This is a genomic window from Paenibacillus sp. S02 (assembly GCF_019454065.1).
In the GTDB taxonomy this organism is placed as follows: Bacteria; Bacillota; Bacilli; order Paenibacillales; family Paenibacillaceae; genus Paenibacillus; species Paenibacillus polymyxa_B.
The window spans coordinates 4,630,692-4,652,476 of record NZ_CP073682.1 but is presented as its reverse complement, the minus strand read 5'-3'; the positions used below and the strand labels follow the sequence as shown (position 1 = coordinate 4,652,476).

Below are 21,785 nucleotides of genomic sequence, written 5' to 3'. Positions count from 1 at the left end.
TAATACTCTAAAGATATTGATCCTACTAATCCGAAGAATGATAAAACAATAAGGCAAATATTATGTCAAAAGGAATCTAAATCGTCAATGCTGGGCAATATCCTGGAAAAATCCAATGATGAATTTGAAGAACGATTTCTCTATATCGGTGTGCAGTTCCCCAGCAGGATAAGACAGATAGATTGTTCGCATACATCGAGGTTCCCTGATTTGAAGCAGCTTGATGTCTTCGGTTACGATGTTTCTCCACAGGATAGAAGGAATAAATGAGATGCCAAGTCCCGTTTGAATCAATCCTCTTACCGTAGCCGGATCATCACTTTCAAAGACGGTGTTCGGTTCAAAAGGGATATGAGTAAAAAAGCGGTCCGTTGTTTTCCTAAGCGAATTACCAGGTGTAAGGCTGATAAACTTCTCATCCTCTAGATCTTTCAGGAATACGGTGTTCTGAGTGCTCAGAGGGTGAGAATTTGGTACGCCAAGAAAAATCTCCTCCTCCAGCAGAATCGTATGCTCGTTGCCTGCCAACTCTTCGGACGTAATCGCAAAATCGTATGCCAGTCCTTTCTTCACCATCGCAGGGTGCTGGGTCAGGTTGAATCTAATTTGAGGGTAGAGATCGCGAAACTTACCAACCAGGTTGGGCAGTAGCATAGAGCCGACGGCGACGTATAACGTGATTACCTCTACCTTTTCATTCTTCATTTCTTTGACTTCGGATATGCCTTGCTCTAGCGCTGAGAGCGACTGATTCACTCTTTTCAGGAACTTCTTGCCATATTCATTCAGCACGATATGTTTTCCTTCGCGGTCAAATAGCTGCACACCCAATTCCGTCTCCAGGTTTCTAATCATTTTACTTAAGGCAGGCTGTGAGATAAACAACTCGTTCGCGGCACGTGTGACATGCTCATACTTCGAGGTTACTTGAAAATACTTAAGCTGCAAATAATCCATTATGGATAGCTCCTTTATAACCACTAGGTTATCGATTATATGTGAATATATATATTTTACAGGTATTTGCTCTCTTATTACAATTGACAATGTAAGAAATTGAATCCGCTAAAGGTGGTGAGATTCTGAACATCGTTTTTACATTTCCCGGCCAGGGGTCACAGGTTCCTGGAATGCTGCAAGATGTACCCGAGTATGTGAAAAAGGCAACAAGTATCATCGGAACTGAACTTCGTGATGATGAGAAGGCTATGGGCTCAACGGTCTGGATTCAGACGGCACTCTTCGTTAAGGAAACGGCAATAGCCTACCGCTTGATCGAGCAGGGGATCCGGCCTCAATTTGTGGCAGGGCATTCCATTGGTGCATTTCCTGCGGCGGTCATCGCGGGAGTTCTCTCGTTCGAGGATGCGCTTCGGATCGTATGGCTCCGTGCCCGGTTGATGGAAGAAGCCTTCCCTGAAGGCTATGGAATGGGTGTGATTATGGGGCTTACGAAGGCAGAAGTTCAACAAGCCGTGCTTCTCTCCCATAGTGAGGCGACGCCAGTCTACCTCTCGAATATAAACGCAGAGCAACAAATCGTCGTATCCGGATCATTGGTAGGGTTAAATAAAGCATTTATGCATGTGAAAGAGCTTGGGAGCGCTAAGACGGCGCTTTTGAAGGTTCCGATTCCTTCACACTCCCCGCTGATGTCAGAGGTAGCCAATAAGCTATTGCTGACAATACACACTTTTTCTTTGCGGGACGCTCAAATACCATATTTGGTAAATCATACGGGCAGAAAGACGAACTCCAAGGAAAAAATTGCAGAGGATCTTGCCCTAAACGTAGCAAATCCCGTCCAGTGGATGGATATGGCGGCTGTTTGCGTCGAATCGGGAGCTGATTGTTTCATCGAAATGCCACCGGGCCATACGCTTTCCGGACTTGTCAAGCAAGCCCACAAGAGTACCCGGCAAGTGGCCGTGGACGAAATCGGTCTGGAAGCGACTCAGTATTTGATTAAAAAATGGAAGGAGCAAGAAGAATGAATAAAGTACTGCGATCCTGGTCACAAAAACGTGATAAAAAGCAGGAAAAGTTAGGAAAGGTAGAAAAGTGGCTGGACGGAAAATATATCGACTCCTCCCGAATTGTCGATCTGATGGAGGCGCTAATTGATCCAGGTGCGAAGGTCGTCCTGGAAGGAGATAACCAGAAGCAAGCGTCTTTCCTTTCCCAGAAGCTGCTGGAAGTCGATCCTGGCAAGGTGCATGACCTGCATATGATAATGTCTAGCATTTCAAGACCCGAGCATTTGGATATTTTCGAGAAAGGCATCGCCGGGAAGCTGGACTTCTCCTACAGTGGCTCCCAAAGCCTGCGTGTTGCGCAAATGATTGATGATGGGACGCTTCAGCTCGGTGACATCCATACGTATTTGGAATTGTTCGGACGTCTCTTCATTGACCTTATTCCAGATGTGGTGCTGGTAGCGGCAGACAAATCAGATCGCGAGGGCAATCTGTATACCGGAAACAATACGGAAGAAACTCCGACGATCGTGGAAGCGGCCGCTTTCAAGGATGGGATCGTGATCGTGCAGGTTAACGAAATCGTGGACGAGCTGCCGCGAACCGATATTCCAGCGTCCTGGGTCGACGTCATTGTACAGGCCGAAAAACCGTACGCACTGGAAGCACTGTTTACCCGTGATCCGCAGAATATTACTGAACTGCAAATCCTGATGGGGATGATGGCAATCAAGGGCATTTATGGAAAACATCAGGTGCAGTCGCTTAATCACGGCATTGGCTTTAATACTGCAGCGATTGAGCTTCTGCTGCCGACCTATGGTGAACAGCTTGGCCTGAAAGGGAAGATTGCCAAGCATTGGGCCCTGAATCCGCATCCGACTTTGATTCCGGCGATTGAATCCGGTTGGGTCGAAAGCATTCACAGCTTTGGAGGCGAGGTCGGTATGGAGAAATACATTGCGGCTCGTTCAGATGTGTTCTTCGTCGGCAAGGACGGATCTATGCGCTCCAACCGCGCAATGTGTCAGGTTGCAGGCCAATTCGCTGTAGATATGTTTATCGGATCAACACTACAAATGGACAGTGCAGGCAATTCGTCTACCGTTACTTCCGGCAGACTGTCCGGTTTTGGAGGAGCACCGAATATGGGGCATGATCCTCGGGGACGGCGACATGCGACGCCTGCCTGGCTTGACATGATCGAGCGCCCGACGGAACTCTCCAAAGGCCGGAAATTGGTCGTGCAGATGATTGAAACCTATGGTGCCAACAAAAAGCCAGTGTTTGTGGATTCGCTAGATGCCATCAAGGTGAAGGATGAATCTGGCCTCGCCATTACGCCGGTCATGATTTACGGGGATGATGTCACCCACGTTCTTACCGAGGAAGGCATTGCATACCTCTACAAGACAGACAGCATAGAGGAGAGAAAGCAGGCTCTCGCGGCAATCGGAGGCGTAACACCTTTAGGAATGGAAAGTAATGAGAGCGATGTAAGCCTGTTGCGTGACAGAGGGATCGTGGCCTATCCGGAGGATCTTGGGATCATGCGCAGACAAGCCAAGCGCTCGATGCTGGCAGCACAGACGATTAACGACCTCGTAGATTGGTCAGACGGATTGTATGATCCACCGGCTAAATTCCGGAGCTGGTCTTAAAGTCATGCTCACGTTGAATCATTCAGCCTTCGCGGCTTCTCTGGCTGCCAAAGCTGTAAAGGCACTGGTGGAAGAGGCTCTTCTTACGCCCAAGCCTGGACTTGTCGATGCCAGAGACAATGGCTCTCATACAGATATGTCCATCGATCTTATGCTTGCATCCGCAAGAGCATTGGAGGATACGTTTCGGGAGATAGCCAATGTGTCATACCTTCACCCTGTGGACCAGACCTTGCGCGAGCAGATCGCTCTAATCGGGCGGGAAGGCGAAAAGGTGATGCTCAGGGCGACGAATGGTGTCAATACACATAAGGGCGCCATTTGGGCGCTGGGGCTTTTAACGAGTGCACAGGCAGCCTTTCCAAAGGAGCGGGACCCTCATCAGATTATGAGCATTGCAGGAAGAATCGCATCGTTCCATGACCGGTACCGCCCGATGCAGCAGACGAATGGACGAACAGTTAAGAAGAAATACGCGGTAGTGGGGGCAGAGGAAGAAGCGAAGTTAGGCTTTCCGCACATCCGGGACGAAGCTTTGCCTGCTTTGCTGCGCGCCAGGGCTTGTGGGAAGACAGAGCTGGAAGCACGCATAGAAGCTTTATTGGCCTTGATGGCATGTGTGGATGATACCTGCATCCTGCACCGCGGTCAGTTGACGGATCTGATGGCGATTCAGCGTATGGCCACAGCGTTCCTTGCAGCAGATGGATTAAGAACCCAGTCGGGCAGAAAGCTGCTTTACCGCTTGTCCGAGTATTGCAATGTTAGACAGCTCTCACCCGGAGGCAGTGCCGATTTGCTAGCTGCCACATTATTTCTAATCGATTGATACTTTGAATTGGAGGTGTTTCTGAAGGATGGAAAAATTACAGTTTCAATACCAGACTACGAAGCCCATCTGTAAGCCGGCACACATCGGTGTGGTCGGTTCGGGAGATTTGGAGATTATTGTAGAGCCTGTAAAAGGCCAGACCACCAATGTCAGCATTTTAACAGGCAGTGAAGGATTTGAACAAGTATGGGAGAATGTTCTGACCCGTTTTCTTAACCGTTATTCGATTACTGCCAATATTACAGTTCATGACTTCGGAGCTACTCCGGGTGTTGTAATGCTTAGATTTACGCAAGTGCTGGAGGTGCTAGATTATGCAGAATAGTTTTGTAGAGCTGAATGGACGCGAGAGAGCCAAAGCGCTGCTGGACGAAGGGTCTTTCCGTGAGATACTTGGGCCGTTGGACAAAATCCAATCCCCCCACCTAGAGCCGCAAGGCATTGTTCCTCAGAGCGACGACGGGATCATTCTGGCTCTTGGAGAAATACACAAGCAGAAGGTCTTGATCATTTCGATGGAAGGCGCTTTTCAAGGAGGGGGGATTGGAGAAGTCAGCGGCGCCAAAATTTCCGGAGCGCTCGAACTGGCACTGGAAGAGAATAAGAAAGGGAACAAACTATATCCCGTCATGATCTTCGATACAGGGGGGGTTCGGCTACAGGAAGCAAACTATGGGTTGTTGTCGATTTCGGAGATTGCCACCCAGATCGTTGCCCTGCGTAAATACGTTCCTGTTGTCGGACTGATCCCGGGCCGCGTAGGAGCATTTGGGGGGATGTCCATTACTGCAGAATTGTTTACCACTCTGATTGCTACGAAGAAAGCGCGCCTTGGTCTCAACGGACCGGAGGTCATAGAGCAGGAAGCAGGGGTAATGGAGTTCGATGCCAGCGATAAAGCCTTAATTTGGAACACAATCGGAGCCAATCAGCGCTTCCAAACCGGATTGATTGACGTAATGGTGGAAGATACGACGGATGCCGTTATCGAAGCAATTGATACTGCGCTCAAGGCACCGGCGAAGGCTGCTAAAACAGAGCAAATTGATTTCTATCTGACCCTGTTAAACACTCTTGATCCTACAGAAGCTTGGACACCTGAGCGCTATCGCGAATTTTACACGCAGATACAGCCTGTGCAGCAGCCTGTCCCGCTGGTAAAAGAGGGCGCGTCCGACATTTCGGATAGTAGAGGTTATCGCTGGTTCTCCCGCTTGACAGGCATTGCTCACCCAACCAGCGATGTTCCTTCAGTGCTTGCGGCAGACGTGGATAAGAACGGACAGCTGTGCAGATATATCGCCATTGTTCCGAATGCCTCCAATCGATTCCCCCGCGTCAGAAACGGCGAGGTGGGTATGCTTGAAGGCTGGACGGTGGCTCAAATCATTAGGGACGCAATCCGTCAAGATGAGAAAAAGGAAACGAAGCGTCCAATCATTGCCATTATTGATGTACCGAGTCAAGCCTATGGCTATAAGGAAGAAATGGTCGGTATCAGTCTTGCCCTAGCTGCAAGTGCAGATGCTTACGCAACCGCTAGATTAGAAGGCCATCCCGTCATCGGTGTGATTGTCGGTAACGCGATTTCCGGAGGCTTCCTCGCGCATGGGCTGCAATCGAATCGCTTGATCGCACTGGATGACAGCAAGGTCAATATTCAGGCCATGTCCAAGGCTTCTGCTGCTCGAATTACCAAGCGGACGATTGCCGAGCTTGATGAAGCTACCAAGAAGGTTCCAGCTATGGCCTACGACGTTCGTAGCTACAGTACCCTGGGGGCATTATATCAGATGCTGAGCGGTATCCATGCAGACGATCCACAGAGCAGCGATGTAGCCATTGTGGAAAAGACCGTTTCCGAGGCAATCGAGAGTACGAAAGGAGCGCCCCGCGACCTTAGCTTCCGATTGCAGACCAAGGAAGCTATGGCGGGCGGACGGACTGCAACCCGTGGCGTTCGAGATGCGCTTTTGGGGCAATGGTAATTCATCCACATGATCTGATTGAAGTGTCCAATTTGAAATATCTCTCCTTATATGAAGACAAGGAGTGGGTAACCGCCTCGCTGAGGCGGACCCCCTTTGTGGTCGTTCGCCGAGCTGAGCCGTCGGCGGATGGTTATATTCCCGTCGGAGTACGTGGACAGGAGCGAAATCAACGGGAAGCTGCATTCCTGGACCCGAAGGGGGTGTCCCAGCTCGTGTCTCCCTATGTGATAGTGAAACGTCAGATGTGGAACTCCTTGCCTACAGAGAGACGGCAGCAGCCTGTTCTTCAGTTGATGGACTTGTTAGCAGAAATGATGGCGGATTGGCGCTGGGGGCCAGCGGGGAGCGCAGGATTCGAAATAGTAACGCAATACCCGACTGTGAAGGAAACGAGTGATCTTGACCTTGTTATAGATGGTTCAGAGGTTATTGATTATGCAGCAGCTGAAAGACTTGTGCACAAGTTGGAGCATCTGGGTGTTCGAATTGACATTCAATTGGTGACAAGAGACGGTGCCTACGTCCTGCGCGAAATTCTTGAGAGACGGGCCAGCACTGTGGTGCTGCGAACTTCTTCGGGTCCCAAGCTCGTTCGTAATCCTTGGCAATAAGGAGCTATAATCAACGGCAAAAGGGAGGAATGCACGACCATTTGGCTTCAGGCAAGCTGTCAAAGGGGAAGTGCGTATTATGGAAAACACTGAAGAGCGGAATATTAATATTAATATTAATGAGAGCGACATCTTAAAGGTATTTGCCGTCAGCGGAGCGATCTTGCAAAGCGTTCTGGGGATGTTTCTGAAGTATGCACACACTAACGATAACCTAGCCTTATTAGGCGTCATTTTCAATATAGTAAAGTATACTGCGCCAGTCTTTATTTTTGCCATTGTATATGGGATGGTGAAAAATAATCAGCATACGAAGGTATCCCATTTTTACAAGGAAAAATTCGGGGAGCTCGTGATCCCTTATTTACTGTGGGCAGCGGCTGGCTTAATTTTCTTCCCGGAAATTCAGGTTAATCAGCACGTTACATCATTCCGGACGCTTATCGAGTCATTTGTGCTCGGTAATGCATCATCACAGTTTTGGTACACGGTGATGATGTTGCAATTTCAATTGCTGATGCCAGTCCTTATTTTCATCTGCTACAAATACTTGGCTAAGCCTAAGCGGGTCATTCCGCTGCTTATTGTGAGCTTCGTGATCTTCGGAGCGTGGCTATGGATGTACGATACCTTCGTATTCCAAGGAGCATATGCGATTAGTCTGCGTTACCTTGACCGCTTTTTCGTTAGTTATTTTATTTATGCTTTACTAGGTGGAATCGCTTGGGTATATAAGAAACAGTTCGACGGAGTGCTTCGCCGGATTCAGTTCATACTCATTCCGGTAATGCTTCTTATTCTCATTTGGACAAATCACGAATTTTTCGGTTTTGGATTTGAGGATATGTCCTTCGGAAATCTGATTTATCTGAAGCCGTCCATGACCTTGTACAGTCTGGTAGTGATTTTCCTGATTTACATGCTGGCAAGACATTTGATCAGCGTGAATTCCCGTTCACTTCCCTATTACAAATGGTTATCTACTTACGCGTACCGAGCCTTTACAGCGAACGTATTCATGTTGGTCATCGTGCTGCGCTTGTTCGGTGACTTGATAACCCAGCTTCCTTTCTTCGTGGCGCTGCTTTTGGTTTATCTGACGACTGTAGCCTGCTCCTTCGGCGTCGTCTATGCCTTTGCGCGGATAAAGGTAAAGGTATGTCGTGAATGGTTATTGTTGAAACAAAAAAAGAGCGCACAGCACCAATCTAAGATAAGTACCTAAAAGAGTATAACGCATGTAACAACGTATATATCACACTATAATTTAGGTTTACCTAAGTTATTGACAGATTGACGGCAACCCAAAAGGGTATCTCGATGATTGAAGAGATACCCTTTTTGTGAACCTGAACTTACTTACATCAACCGCTGTATTTCATCTTTCAGAATTTCGGACCGAGTCCCGAAAATAACCTGCAGGGTACCGTTACCAAGCCTGATGATTCCCGATGCTCCGAGCTGCTTGAGAGCTTGATCATTAACCGCTTTGTCGTCTTTGACGACAAGACGCAGCCGTGTGATGCAGGCATCAATGCTTTGGATATTGTCTGAACCGCCGAGATAGGTTAGTATTCTGCCTGCCTGACTGGACTGAGTATCGGATGTGGTGCTTGCCTTTCCATCGGGTATAGTTTCGTTAACCTCAGACAGGAGACTGTCTTCCACATCATCTTCACGCCCAGGAGTTTTTAGGTTGAATTTGAGAATGATAAATCGGAACAGAAAGTAATAAATGAGGGCGAAGACAAGCCCGACCGGGATCATTCGCAATGGGTGGGTGGAGAGTTTCATATTGACCAGATAGTCAATGAGCCCTGCTGAAAAAGAAAAGCCGAGTTTGACATCCAATAGGTATACGACCAGGCCACTCAGGCCTGTCAGCAGAGCATGAACGCCGTAAAGCAATGGTGCAATGAACATAAACGAAAATTCGAGGGGCTCGGTAATTCCGGTCAGGAACGATGCCAGCGCAGAACCGATGAAAATGGAAGCGACGGCTTTACGTTTTTCCGGTTTGGCCGTATGGATGAATGCGAGGGCTGCTGCTGGGAGAGCGAACATCATAATGGGGAAGAAGCCGGACATGAATATACCCGCCGATGTATCGCCTGCGAAAAAACGCGTCAGGTCACCATGAACGACCTCACCGGCAGCATTGGTGTAGTCACCAATTTGAAACCATGCGATCGAGTTCAACACATGATGCAAACCGAGCGGGATCAGCAGCCGATTGGCAATCATGAATACCATTGATCCGATTCCGCCAAAGCCGACAATCCAGTTGCCGAAGACTGCAATCCCATCTTGTATCGGACTCCAGATCATACCGAGCAGAATGGCCAGAATCATGGTCGTGAAGGCGGTGATCATGGGGACAAAACGTTTGCCCGAGAAGAAGCCAAGCCAATCTGGGAGCTGAATATTGTGATATTTTTTAAACAGAAAAGCAGACCAACCACCGATAAAAATACCACCCAATACGCCCATGTCCAGCTTGACGTCGTCTGGAATATATGCAAATATACCCGGCACTGCCGCCAAAATACGGGTCAGCACCATATAGGCAATGACTGCCGATAATGCGGCTACTGCGTCGCCTGCCAGACCAATGGCAACACCGATGGAGAAAATGAGCGCCAGGTTACCGAAGATGGCCCCCGCCCCCTCGTTCAGAAAAGGAGTGACATAATGATTCAGAAATCCGCCAACTCCGGGACCAAGTGGTATATCCGTTTCATAATTAATCAGTGCTAATCCTTGCAAAATCCCTGCGGCGGGTAGAGTGGCTACTGGAAGCATTAGCGACTTGCCGATTTTTTGCAGAAATTTCAGCATAACATTCTTCCCTTCTTCACCGAGTTTGGGAGTGTCGTATTCATCCTGAAACCCTTACATTAAACCATTTTTTTACATCATAAATCGGATAATCTAACATGGTCAACGATTATTTTAAGCTATGAAAAGACGTAAATCCGAAGTTGACATCGCTTACATGCTTATATAGTATCAAATTTAAGTTAATAATCGTGACGGAGACAAGAGAGCCACGCAGACACCCATGGTACAGCACAGGGTTAGTTTGTGATGGCTTTTCTTTTTTTGCGCGATGAAAGCGATCGAAATCGGATGATCTATTGAGGAGGTAGGTTATATGTCGCCATACGCAGCCGAATTCATAGGGACAATGATTCTTATTGCCCTAGGTGGCGGAGTGTGCGCAGGGGTGTCCCTGAAAAAGTCATTTGCTCACGCTTCCGGCTGGATTGTGATTGGAATGGGATGGGGGCTCGCGGTTGCTATTGGGGTGTATGCAGTGGGTGAAATCAGCGGAGCGCATTTGAATCCGGCAGTGACACTGGCGTTGGCATTTCAGGGCATTTTTCCATGGCAGGACGTTCCTGGCTATATTGTGGCTCAGCTTCTCGGGGCCATGGCGGGTGCGATAATCGTCGTTTTGCATTATTGGCCTCACTGGAAAGAGACGGAGGACACAGCAACCAAACTCAGTGTGTTTGCGACAGGACCGGCTATTGATCATCCGTTTGCCAACGTGCTTAGTGAAATGATAGGTACTTTCATCTTTGTTCTTGCTCTGCAGTCATTTGGTGCCAATTCATTTACAGGGGGATTGAAACCGCTGATTGTGGGTTTTTTGGTTGTCAGTATCGGTTTATCCTTTGGAGGCACAACGGGCTATGCCATCAATCCAGCGAGAGATTTTGGGCCGCGTCTGATGTATTATTTACTACCGATTCCCGGTAAAGGAGCATCCAATTGGAAATATGCCTGGGTGCCCATTGTAGGGCCGCTGTTGGGTGGATCTTTCGCAGGGCTATTTTATCAGGCTGTTTTTAAGGGGAGTGTAACTCCGGCTTTCTGGATTTTACTAGGGATCATCGTGATTGTACTCTTGATTACCTTCCGTATGAGTCGTACTTATAAAAGTCATAAAACGGATCACAAACTTACAGCGTAAAAACGATGGATTTACACGGGGAGAGATGAACAATGGGAAAATATATTCTGTCACTAGATCAGGGAACGACAAGCTCAAGAGCGATTTTGTTCAATAGCGAAGGAGATGTAGTGTACTCGGCTCAGCGAGAATTTCCGCAATATTTTCCTCATCCCGGCTGGGTGGAGCAGAATGCGAATGAAATCTGGAGCTCTATTCTCGGAGTCATTGCTTCCTGTCTTTCCGAATCCGGTGTAAAAGCAAATCAAGTGGCTGCCATCGGCATTACCAATCAGCGAGAATCGGTGGCTGTGTGGGACAAAAATACAGGAGTGCCTGTGTATAACGTACTCGTATGGCAATCACGCCAAACCTCGGACATCTGTGAAGAATTGAAGCGGCAAGGGCACGAGGAGCTGTTTCACAGCAAAACAGGGCTGTTGATCGACCCGTATTTTTCAGGCACTAAAGTAAAGTGGATACTGGACCATGTGGAGGGCGCTCGGGAAAAGGCAGAACGAGGTGACCTGTTATTCGGTACGATTGACTCGTGGCTGATCTGGAAATTATCCGGCGGAACGGCACATGTAACAGACTACTCCAATGCAGCCAGGACGCTGATGTACAACATTTATGAACTAAAGTGGGACGAAGAGCTGCTGGACATTCTGGGTGTTCCGAAAATCATGCTACCTGAGGTAAGACCTTCTTCCGAGGTATATGCGCACACCGTGGATTATCATTTCTTTGGTCAGAATGTACCGATCGCCGGTGCAGCAGGTGACCAGCAGGCAGCTTTGTTTGGTCAGGCATGTTACGAAAAAGGGATGATCAAAAATACTTACGGCACAGGCTGCTTCATGCTGATGAATACGGGGGATCAGCCTGTTGAATCCAAGCACGGTCTGATTACGACCATCGCTTGGGGACTGGAGGAAGGCAAAGTACAATACGCACTCGAGGGGAGTGTGTTTGTAGCGGGGTCGGCGATCCAGTGGCTGCGAGACGGGCTGCGCATGTTCCGTGAAGCGAAGGACAGTGAGCCTTATGCCGCCCGTGTTTCGTCTACAGAAGGAGTGTATCTTGTACCCGCTTTTGTCGGACTGGGCAGCCCCTACTGGGATAGCGAGGTGCGCGGAGCGATGTTCGGCCTGACACGCGGGACCACGAAGGAGCATTTTATCCGCGCCACATTGGAGTCACTCGCTTATCAGACCAAGGATGTGCTTACAGCCATGGAGATTGATTCAGGTATTGCAGTGAAGACGCTGCGGGTGGATGGAGGAGCTGTATTGAACAATTTTCTGATGCAATTCCAGAGCGATATTTTGGATGCAACAGTGGAGCGGCCAGTTATCCATGAGACGACGGCACTGGGAGCTGCATGTCTGGCAGGTTTGGCTATTGGATATTGGAAGAGCACGGATGAACTTCGCAAGCGGGTGAGGGTGGAAACCTCTTTTGCCCCGGATATGGATGAATCAACACGTGAAAATTTGTATGAAGGCTGGAAAAAGGCTGTGAATGCGACGATGGCCTACAAGTAATAGATTAAGCGATGGGTCTCTGAATATTAAACTGCAAAAAGATGACTTCTGAATTTATCAGAAGTCATCTTTTTTAAGGCATGTGCTAACTCTTGACCTTCGTATGGTTCCAATGTTGCCGGGCTCCGCAGGAGCTACGAATGACCAGTTCCGGCTCTACTTTAATACATTTCGTATCCATTTGTTTATTCATCAGGTCAAACAGCACCATAGCGGCTAGACGGCCTATTTTTTGCTTGTCTTGTTTTACAGTCGTCAGTGGAGGCTCGGTATAACGACAGGCTTCTATATCATCACATCCCACTACAGCAATATCCTCGGGTACCCTCAAGCCGCTTTCCTTGAAAGCACGTATGGCACCAAAAGCAAGTAAGTCGGTAGCCGCAAAAATAGCTTTTGGTAAATTTCCTTGCTGTATCCACGCCTTCGCGATCTGGTATCCATCTTCTGCCGCGTAGTCCTTACCATACACGATCCATTCAGGTCTGACATCAAGACTAAACCGTTTTAGTGAAGCGATAAAGGCCTCCTCTCTCTCTTTAATAACCAAGGAGGGGCGTTCAATGCCTATAAAACCCATTTCGCGGTATCCATTCATGTAAAAGTGCTCAACAACCTTCATTGAAATCTTCTGATTGTCGGACATGATATAGCAGGAACTAGCTCCGGTTAGTTCAATATCGACACCGATGCAGGGGATAGGGCTGGCGTCGAGATCAAAAACACTCTTCTCCACCTCATCTCCAGCAATAATAATGCACCCGTCCACTGAAAAATATTTCGATCGAGCCAAATAGTCCTCTCCATTATCCAGAAATTTCTCATTTGAAAAAAACAGCAGATCGTAACCGAGCAGGCCAATCTGTTTTTTGAAGACATTAATGATATCTACAAAAAAAGGATGACTAAAATCAACATTCAGCTTGCCGGCAAATATAACGCCTACCAGATTAGATTTTTTGGTAGCAAGCGTTTTAGCCGAGGAGGAGGGTCTATAGCCTGTCTCCTCCATGATTTTAAGTACCCGCTGCCGGGTTTCCTCACTGATGTCCGTGTAATTGTTAATGATTTTCGAAACCGTTGCCACTGAAACGCCTGCCATGCTAGCTATTGTTTTTATATTCATGGAATCCTCCGTAACTAAACTGATTTAGTTAAATTGACTTTGCTTTTCAAACTTAATGATTACTCGTATTCTATGCTACCTCATAGAAGTGAGTCAACAGTACTAATAAAGGATGTTGCCTAATATTTTAAAGAGTAATAACGATAATTTGTGTTTTTTTTGATAATTTACAAATCTCTATTTACAAATACAGGCTATCCGATACATAATAGTAGCTGTAATTAACTAAACCGCTTTCGTAAAAGTGAATGCATTTATTCTAAGATTACAGGGGGGAATTTTGCAATGCTGAAAAAGTGTTTTTCTTTACTTCTTGTAACCGCTTTAATAGTGGTATTGGCTGCTTGCGGCAAAGGTGGTGAAGCTGGACAGAACGGGAATAAAAAGGTCACGTTAAAGATTATTCATTGGCAGCAAGAAAACATTAATAACTATATAAAGGAATTTAATAAAAAGTTTGAAGAGAAGTATCCCGATGTTCAGGTGGAGTACACGACGGTTCCTGCTGATTCAACTTATGATCAACTGATGCAAACGCGTATGAATGCTGGTTCAACCGGTGATGCAGACATTATTCCTTTGAAATTCAGCTTCGTAGGCGCACCGCAGGAATGGTCTAAGGGAGCGGCTGATCCGATGTGGAAGCAGTGGATTGAGGGAGGACTCATTGCAGATCTGTCGGATCAAGCTTTTATCAAAAACTATAATCCTACAGATGTCAAAAATGCCATGACCTACAACGACAAAGTATATGGTGTAAACATGGGAAAGGTGGCCCTGACAGGTCTGTTTTACAACAAAGATATTTTTGAAAAATATAATCTTACTGTGCCGACGACATGGGACGAACTGGTGAATGTGATGAAGGTGCTCAAGGATAATGGTGTAGAACCGCTTGGTTTTGGCGGTAAGGATGTATGGCCTATTAACCTTGCTGTCCAAGGGCTTCAAGCCTCTATCCATGATGATCAGCTGGAATATATCAAAGGGCTGTGGACAGGTAAGACGAAGCTGACAGACCCCGTCCAGCTTGAAGTGCTGGAAAAAACACAAGTTTTGATGAACAACGCCATTGGTGGATTTATGGGGATTGACTATGGAACCTTGCCAAGTTTGTTTGCCTCAGGGCGTGTAGCTATGATTGCGGATGGTACGTGGGATGCAACTACGATCCAGACAGCCAATCCAGAGCTGAAATTTGGTTATTTCCCGATTCCGGGCAGTAACGATCCGGCCCAAAATAAAAACCTTGCAGGCAAGTATGATATGACCTGGATGGTATTGGAAAAATCACCAAACAAGGATTATGCAATCAAATGGCTTGAAATGCTCTCCGAGAAGCAGAACTACACGGATTTTGTGAACGCTGCTGGATTTTTGCCAACACAGTCTGATGTGAAGATAAGCAGCGACTTTGTTAATGAAATCCAACCTTCACTGGAAAACTTCAAGCTCTCTTGGGATCAGCTATTTATCAATCGTAAGAATGTTGGACAGTACATTAAGGAAGCCAGCGTACATGCGGAATTTTTGGCGCCTGCTGGTCCGCTAAAGACGCCTTTGGAGCTTGCCCAGAAATCTCAGGCAGACTGGGATGCGGCAGCCCCTAAATAAATCTATAGATTTTACAGGAAAACAAATGGGCAACTGCAAAGCTCCCATAATAATGTAAAAAGGTGTGAGACCCATGTATCCCTTCGGAAAGGGTGCGGCCCGGATAATGCCCTATCTTTTGCTAAGTATTCCGGTGCTGCTCTATTTGCTTCTTGGTTTTGGACCCTCTATGGTAACCGTGCTTTTTTCCTTTACAGATGCTACCGGGGTTCCGGGACAGACGTGGAATTTTATAGGATTCGAGAATTACACGACCTTTTTCACCTCCTCCGATTCTGGAGATCGCATCGCTTCCATTGGCCGTTCCTTATATTTTGCCGTAGCGGTGGTTGTGATTCAAAATGCAGTGGGGCTGTTCATGGCCATCCTTATTAATAAGAAGCTCAAAGGGGATGTGTTATATCGCTCTGTATTTTTCCTACCCGTTGTGCTCGGGGTAACGGTATCCGGCCTGATCTGGCAGCTGCTTGCCAATCCGCTTGGGGGACCTGCGCAAGCCTTGATGAACTTTTTTGGAACCAGCTCCAACTTCTTCGGGGATTATGATATTGCATTTGAGTTGATTATTTTTGTGCAAATTTGGATGTACATGGGTTACTCGATGACTATTTTCTTAGCCGGACTCCAATCCATCCCCAGTGACTTATATGAAGCAGGGTACATGGACGGTGCCTCTGGATGGAAAGCGTTCAAAAATATTACCTTTCCGATGATTGCCCCGTCCTTTACCGTCAATATGCTGCTGTCCATTATCGGCGCATTGCAGACCTTTGACATTATTTATGTGCTGACAGGTGGTAAATTCAACACGACGACACTTGCGTTTGATGTATATGCCACAGCCTTTGGCTCTGGGACATCAGATTACGGCCTTGCTTCCGCAGTTGCTATGATCCAGTTCGTGTTCGTGTTTACGGTATCGATGATTGCCCTGTATTACTTACGTAGAAGAGAGGTGGAAATGTAATGAGCAGTACCAAAGGAGCCAAAATACTGAGCTACATCATCGTACTGCTCATGCTTTCGTTGTATGTATTCCCGCTTTTCTACCTTTTTAATGTATCGATGAAGACTCAAAGTGAGTATCTGATGGATCCTGTAGCTCTAGCCAAGAGTATACGCTTGGAGAATTTTATGGATGCTTGGGAAAAAGGGGATTTCTCTCAATACATGTGGAACAGCATTTTGTATACAGGCGTATCTACGTTATTAACGCTGATTATATCCGTGTTTGCGGCTTTTCCGCTGGCACGGGGATATGTTAAGTTCAGCACCTTCTTTTATGTGTTTTTCCTGATATCCATGTATCTCCCGAATCCGCTGATTCCGCAGTTTGCTCTCATTAATAGCCTGGGACTTTACAATACCCAGCTTGGTTTTATCTTACTGAAAACAACAGGTACCGGCATCGCTTTCCTGATGTTTGTGGGATATATCAAGTCTGTCTCCCGAGAGCTGGATGAAGCGGCTGCAATGGACGGGTGCGGATATTCACGATATTTGTTTACGATTCTTGTCCCGCTGATGAAGCCGGTGTTGGCGACAGGCATTATTTTGACAGCTATTGGGGCGTGGAACGACATTATAGGTCCTACTATTTATTTGTCTGATCCTGCTTATCAGCCAGTGACCAAGGGATTGTTCTCCTTCTACGGACAATACATGAACAACTGGCCGCTGCTCGCTTGCGGCATTCTGATTGTTACACTACCGCTCGTTATTTTGTATATTTTCCTCCAGCGCTTTATTGTCGGCGGTGCAATGGCCGGAGCTGTGAAGTCTTGATTCCTGAAAGGATGATACCGAGTATGAGTGAGAATACCTATACATTCCCCACCACGTTTATGTGGGGAACTTCGACCTCTTCTTATCAAATTGAAGGTGGCGTGGATGAGGAAGGGAGAACGCCTTCTATTTGGGATACTTTCTGTCGAGCACCCGGGAAGGTGATAGGAGGGGACTGCGGAGATGTGGCTTGTGACCATTTTCACCGCTTTAAGGAAGACGTGCAATTAATGAAGCAACTTGGCTTTTTACATTACCGTTTTTCCGTAGCCTGGCCGCGCATTATTCCCGCACCCGGCGTGGTTAACGAACAGGGGCTACTCTTCTATGAGCGTCTGCTGGATGAGATTGAGTCGGCCGGGCTAATTCCAATGCTGACGCTGTATCATTGGGATCTACCGCAGTGGATTGAGGACGAGGGCGGTTGGACGCAGCGAGAGATTATCCAACATTTTAAAACGTATGCCTCTGTAATCATGGATCGATTTGGACAGCGTATAAGCTGGTGGAATACGATAAATGAGCCCTATTGCGCCTCTATTTTGGGCTATGGCACAGGCGAGCATGCCCCCGGCCATGAGAACTGGAGGGAAGCCTTTACTGCCGCTCATCATATTCTGATGTGTCACGGGATAGCCATGAACTTACACAAGGAAAAGGGCCTGACGGGCAACATCGGTATTACGCTAAACATGGAGCATGTTGATGCAGCCTCTGAACACCCCGAAGATGTAGCCGCTGCTCTCCGGCGGGATGGCTTTATTAATCGTTGGTTTGCCGAGCCATTGTTTAACGGGAAATACCCTGAGGATATGGTGGAATGGTACGGGGGGCACTTGAACGGATTGGATTTTGTACAGCCTGGTGATATGGAGCTGATTCAGCAGCCAGGGGATTTTTTTGGCATCAACTACTACGCCCGCAGTATCATTCGAGCGACTACAGACGCTTCGTTGCTTCAGGTCGAGCAGATTTCCATAGAGGAACCGGTAACGGATATGGGATGGGAGATTCACCCTGAATCCTTTTATAAGCTGCTAACGCGGATTGAGAAGGATTTTACCAAGGGATTACCTATCCTGATTACGGAAAACGGAGCAGCGATGAAGGACGAACTGGTGAATGGAAAGATTGAGGACATTGGGCGTCAGCATTACATTGAGGAACATTTAAAGGCATGCCATCGCTTTATTGGGGAGGGAGGTCAGCTTAAGGGCTATTTTGTCTGGTCATTCCTCGATAACTTTGAATGGGCCTGGGGATACAGCAAACGTTTCGGTATTATACACATCAATTACGACACACAGGAACGGATACCCAAACAAAGTGCGCTGTGGTTCAAACAAGTGATGGCGAATAACGGGTTTTAAATAGAAAAGGGGGATACGATGCAGCAGTATTATTTTGACGATCAAGGACGTTTTGTGATTGAGAATTATGCGCAGGCCAAGCCCTTTTCCAGTTTTCTACCCGGTATTGCTGGGGTTCAGGGGATTCCTCTGTGGGCGTATTATGTTAATCGTGGACAAGGAATTGCGAGCTTTGGTGTGGAGGATAAAAATGGAGCAATCATGGAGTTTTTTCCGGCCAACCGCAGCTATAGTCTCGTGCCGATACATGGCTTTCGAACGTTTTTAAAGGTGAAGATGCAGGATGAGTGGAGCTATGTGGAGCCATTTTCGGCTGTGCATCCTATGGAGCGTGAACAGCAAAAAATGCTGATATCCCGCCACATGCTGGAAATACATAGCTCCAATCCAGACATAGGGCTTGAGGTACGTGTGCAATATTTCACGCTTCCTCATGAAAGTTACGCTGCTTTGGTGCGCAAGGTGGAGATTGTCAATCATTCCGCTCAAGAGCTTGAACTGGAGGTGCTAGACGGCATGCCTGCCGTGCTGCCCTTCGGTATTGATAATGCGGCATACAAGGAGCTTGGACATACACTGAAAAGCTGGATGGATGTGTATAATCTCAACAATAGCATTCCTTACTATAAGATACGTGGAAGTACAGCGGATACAAGTGAGATTCATCAAATTGAAGCGGGACATTTTATGTACAGCTTTGTGGAGAAGGAGGGCAAGACCAGGCTATTGAGTCCAATTGTTGATCCGTCCGTAATATTTGGTCAAAATACGGCACTCACCTTCCCGGATCGCTTTATCCATACACGCGTCGAAGACTTGGTTTCACAGCAGGCTGTGACGACGAATAAAGTGCCTTGTGGGTTTAGCGGCTACACAGCACGACTAGCGGCAGGTACTGCCGTCAATCACTGTACGATCATTGGGCATGTGAATGATATTCACTCTATCAATGAACGGATTACGGAAATTGCAACCATGTCTTATATTGAGCGGAAGACGGAGGAAGCCAAAGCGTTGATCGAAGAGTTGACGGATGAAATGGCAACGCGGACATCCATTCCGTTATTTGACGAATACTGCCGTCAGAACTATCTGGATAACCTTTTGCGCGGTGGTTATCCATTGCTGCTGGACAACGGCACCGAGCAACCATTTGTATATCATGTATTTTCGCGCAAGCATGGGGATCTGGAACGGGACTATAATTTCTTTAAGCTCCAGGCGGGATATTATTCTCAAGGAAATGGTAATTTTCGCGATGCGAACCAGAACCGGAGAAATGATGTGTGGTTTAACCCCGGCATAGGAGATTTCAATATCCGTTTGTTTATGAGCCTGATTCAGCCAGACGGCTATAATCCGCTTGTTGTAAAGGGGTGTAGCTTTCAAATACGAGAGTTGGAACCGTTGCTAGGACAGGTGGAGGTGGCAGATCATTCGTCTTTGCGTGCTTTTTTCCAATCGTCGTTCACCCCGGGTGAGCTGATTCAACATATCATTCATGACAACATCGCGCTAAAGCAAACGGTTGAGACGTTTGTAACCGAAGCTCTCAAGCATTCCGAACAATGCTATGAGGCTGATTTTGGTGAAGGTTTCTGGATCGACCATTGGACTTATAACATGGATCTAATCGAAAGTTATCTAAGTATCTATCCGGACAAACAAGAGGAACTCTTGCTCGCGACCCGAGAGTACATGTATTACGACAGTCCCGCATGGGTACAGCCACGTCGAAACAAATACGTGCAGATGAAGGACGGACGTATCCGTCAGTACGGGGCGGTCGTAGAGAGCAAGGAGAAAGAAGCTCAGCTGCACGCCCGGGATCGTGATGTTCATTGGGTTCGAACCGAACATGGAAGCGGAGAGATTTATAAGTCTAATTTATATGAAAAGCTGCTGTCATTGGCAGCCATCAAGCTGTCCACGCTGGACCCGGAGGGCTTGGGAATTGAGATGGAGGCGGGCAAGCCGGGATGGAATGATTCCATGAACGGACTTCCGGGGCTGTTTGCTTCTGGATTCAGTGAACTGTGTGAATTACAGCGACTCGTAAGATTTTTAATAAATGCACAGGTGAAGCTTTCGGGCGATTCTGTGCTACGGCTGCCGCGAGAAGTTGCTAAGTTGATCCAACAGCTGAGGCTCACAATGGAGGAATACTACCACGCTTCTGATGAGGCTGATTACAGGAATGAAAGCAAGGATTACAGCTTCTGGTCACGAATTTCGGATGCTAGAGAAGCGTATCGAGAAACAGTTCGTTTTGGATTTGAAGGGGTAGAAACACCACTAGCGTTTGATGATGTGCTGGTGTTTTTGCGCCAGGCTGAACGTAAGCTCCAACAGGGGATGGATAAGGCTCTGCTTATCGGTGAGGGGATATACCCAACCTTCTTTTATTATGAAGCCAGAGAATTCGAGGTACAGGAGGATGACTCCGGGGGCAAGCTCGTAAACATACATTCCTTCGAACGTAAGGATACACCATATTTTCTGGAGGGACCGACCCGGGCTATGAAAGTGGTTGGTGACATTGTAAATGGGCAGAAGCTGTATCGGCAAATCAGGCAGAGTGGACTTTACGACAGGAAGCTGGGCATGTATAAGGTGAATGAAAGTCTGGCGGGGCAGCCATTCGAACTCGGTCGTTCCAGAGCTTTTACGCCGGGTTGGCTGGAAAATGAATCTATATTTATGCATATGGAATTTAAATATTTACTTGAATGCTTAAGGGCGGGGCTATACACTGAATTTTTTTCAGACATTAAAAAAGCGTTACCGCCTTTTATGGACCCAGAGGTCTACGGAAGAAGCACGCTGGAGAATAGCTCCTTTATTGCTAGTATGGCTAATCCTGATGCAAGTTTGCATGGAACGGGATATATTGCGAGGCTGAGCGGATCTACGGCAGAATTTATTCATATGTGGATATGGATGATGACCGGCGGGCAGCCGTTTGGCTATGATCATAGGGGCCTATCCTTGAGACTGGAGCCCAAGCTGCCAGGCTGGCTATTCACAGCTACAGGTGAGTTATCTTTCTGTTTTCTCGGAAGCTGCCAGGTGACTTATTTTAATACGGATCGCAAGGATACTTATGCACCGGAATGCATAGTGACCCAGTATGTACTGCATTACGCCAGTGGCGAAAAGAAGACGATAAGCCAGGCTGTATTAGATCAAAAAGAGGCACAAGATGTGAGAGATCGCTTGATTTCCCGTATCGAGGTATATTTGGGGACATAGCTCCATTAATTAAAGCCGTCATGCTGCAATAACAGAGCATGACGGCTTTTTAAGACTTCATA

At 47.2% G+C, this 21,785-nt stretch carries 17 protein-coding genes; 14 read left to right on the top strand and 3 right to left on the bottom strand.

Translation table 11 applies throughout. The features are described from left to right. Window positions 1-84: 84 nt before the first annotated feature. Complete coding sequence (locus tag KAI36_RS20605; protein ID WP_220025878.1) at window positions 85-957, bottom strand: LysR family transcriptional regulator; 873 nt, start codon at window positions 955-957, stop codon at window positions 85-87. 173 nt (window positions 958-1,130) lie between these two features. On the opposite strand from KAI36_RS20605, the gene KAI36_RS20600 reads away from it, so the two are divergent. From KAI36_RS20600 to KAI36_RS20570, 7 genes are all read left to right on the top strand, one after another. After that, window positions 1,131-1,994: an ACP S-malonyltransferase gene (locus tag KAI36_RS20600; RefSeq protein ID WP_220025877.1), complete on the top strand. Its 864-nt coding sequence runs from the start codon at window positions 1,131-1,133 to the stop codon at window positions 1,992-1,994. After that, entirely contained in the window at window positions 1,991-3,637 is a 1,647-nt protein-coding gene (gene mdcA / locus KAI36_RS20595) for a malonate decarboxylase subunit alpha (protein WP_025721461.1), read from the top strand. Before KAI36_RS20600 ends, mdcA begins: the two co-directional genes overlap by 4 nt. Before the next feature lie 4 nt (window positions 3,638-3,641). Then, a complete protein-coding gene (locus KAI36_RS20590; RefSeq protein WP_220025876.1) occupies window positions 3,642-4,466 on the top strand; it encodes a triphosphoribosyl-dephospho-CoA synthase in 825 nt (274 codons plus the stop codon). 28 nt (window positions 4,467-4,494) lie between these two features. Next, window positions 4,495-4,794: a malonate decarboxylase subunit delta gene (locus KAI36_RS20585; protein WP_220025875.1), complete on the top strand. Its 300-nt coding sequence runs from the start codon at window positions 4,495-4,497 to the stop codon at window positions 4,792-4,794. Further along, complete coding sequence (mdcD, locus tag KAI36_RS20580) at window positions 4,784-6,457, top strand: biotin-independent malonate decarboxylase subunit beta (RefSeq protein ID WP_220025874.1); 1,674 nt, start codon at window positions 4,784-4,786, stop codon at window positions 6,455-6,457. Before KAI36_RS20585 ends, mdcD begins: the two co-directional genes overlap by 11 nt. Then, complete coding sequence (locus KAI36_RS20575; RefSeq protein WP_220025873.1) at window positions 6,451-7,071, top strand: malonate decarboxylase holo-ACP synthase; 621 nt, start codon at window positions 6,451-6,453, stop codon at window positions 7,069-7,071. Before mdcD ends, KAI36_RS20575 begins: the two co-directional genes overlap by 7 nt. Window positions 7,072-7,150: 79 nt before the next feature. Beyond that, a complete protein-coding gene (locus KAI36_RS20570) occupies window positions 7,151-8,296 on the top strand; it encodes an acyltransferase (protein WP_220025872.1) in 1,146 nt (381 codons plus the stop codon). Between the two features lie 134 nt (window positions 8,297-8,430). Here KAI36_RS20570 and KAI36_RS20565 read toward each other — a convergent pair whose 3' ends face one another. Next, a complete protein-coding gene (locus tag KAI36_RS20565) occupies window positions 8,431-9,909 on the bottom strand; it encodes a PTS transporter subunit EIIC (RefSeq protein ID WP_220025871.1) in 1,479 nt (492 codons plus the stop codon). Window positions 9,910-10,225: 316 nt separating this feature from the next. On the opposite strand from KAI36_RS20565, the gene KAI36_RS20560 reads away from it, so the two are divergent. Beyond that, window positions 10,226-11,050, top strand: coding sequence for an MIP/aquaporin family protein (locus KAI36_RS20560; protein ID WP_220025870.1), 825 nt, complete (start codon window positions 10,226-10,228; stop codon window positions 11,048-11,050). A gap of 32 nt (window positions 11,051-11,082) precedes the next feature. After that, entirely contained in the window at window positions 11,083-12,576 is a 1,494-nt protein-coding gene (gene glpK / locus KAI36_RS20555) for a glycerol kinase GlpK (RefSeq protein ID WP_025721477.1), read from the top strand. 85 nt (window positions 12,577-12,661) lie between these two features. Here glpK and KAI36_RS20550 read toward each other — a convergent pair whose 3' ends face one another. After that, window positions 12,662-13,702, bottom strand: coding sequence for a LacI family DNA-binding transcriptional regulator (locus tag KAI36_RS20550; RefSeq protein WP_023989982.1), 1,041 nt, complete (start codon window positions 13,700-13,702; stop codon window positions 12,662-12,664). Between the two features lie 285 nt (window positions 13,703-13,987). On the opposite strand from KAI36_RS20550, the gene KAI36_RS20545 reads away from it, so the two are divergent. The 5 genes from KAI36_RS20545 to KAI36_RS20525 all read left to right on the top strand — a co-directional run bounded on the left by KAI36_RS20545 (window position 13,988) and on the right by KAI36_RS20525 (window position 21,723). Next, window positions 13,988-15,316, top strand: a complete 1,329-nt coding sequence (locus tag KAI36_RS20545; RefSeq protein WP_220025869.1) for an ABC transporter substrate-binding protein — start codon at window positions 13,988-13,990, stop codon at window positions 15,314-15,316. A gap of 73 nt (window positions 15,317-15,389) precedes the next feature. After that, window positions 15,390-16,283, top strand: coding sequence for a carbohydrate ABC transporter permease (locus KAI36_RS20540; RefSeq protein WP_025721484.1), 894 nt, complete (start codon window positions 15,390-15,392; stop codon window positions 16,281-16,283). Further along, a complete protein-coding gene (locus tag KAI36_RS20535) occupies window positions 16,283-17,101 on the top strand; it encodes a carbohydrate ABC transporter permease (RefSeq protein ID WP_220025868.1) in 819 nt (272 codons plus the stop codon). Before KAI36_RS20540 ends, KAI36_RS20535 begins: the two co-directional genes overlap by 1 nt. Before the next feature lie 23 nt (window positions 17,102-17,124). Continuing rightward, window positions 17,125-18,471: a GH1 family beta-glucosidase gene (locus KAI36_RS20530; RefSeq protein ID WP_220025867.1), complete on the top strand. Its 1,347-nt coding sequence runs from the start codon at window positions 17,125-17,127 to the stop codon at window positions 18,469-18,471. An 18-nt stretch (window positions 18,472-18,489) separates the two neighbouring features. Then, complete coding sequence (locus KAI36_RS20525; protein WP_220025866.1) at window positions 18,490-21,723, top strand: cellobiose phosphorylase; 3,234 nt, start codon at window positions 18,490-18,492, stop codon at window positions 21,721-21,723. Window positions 21,724-21,785 lie beyond the last annotated feature (62 nt).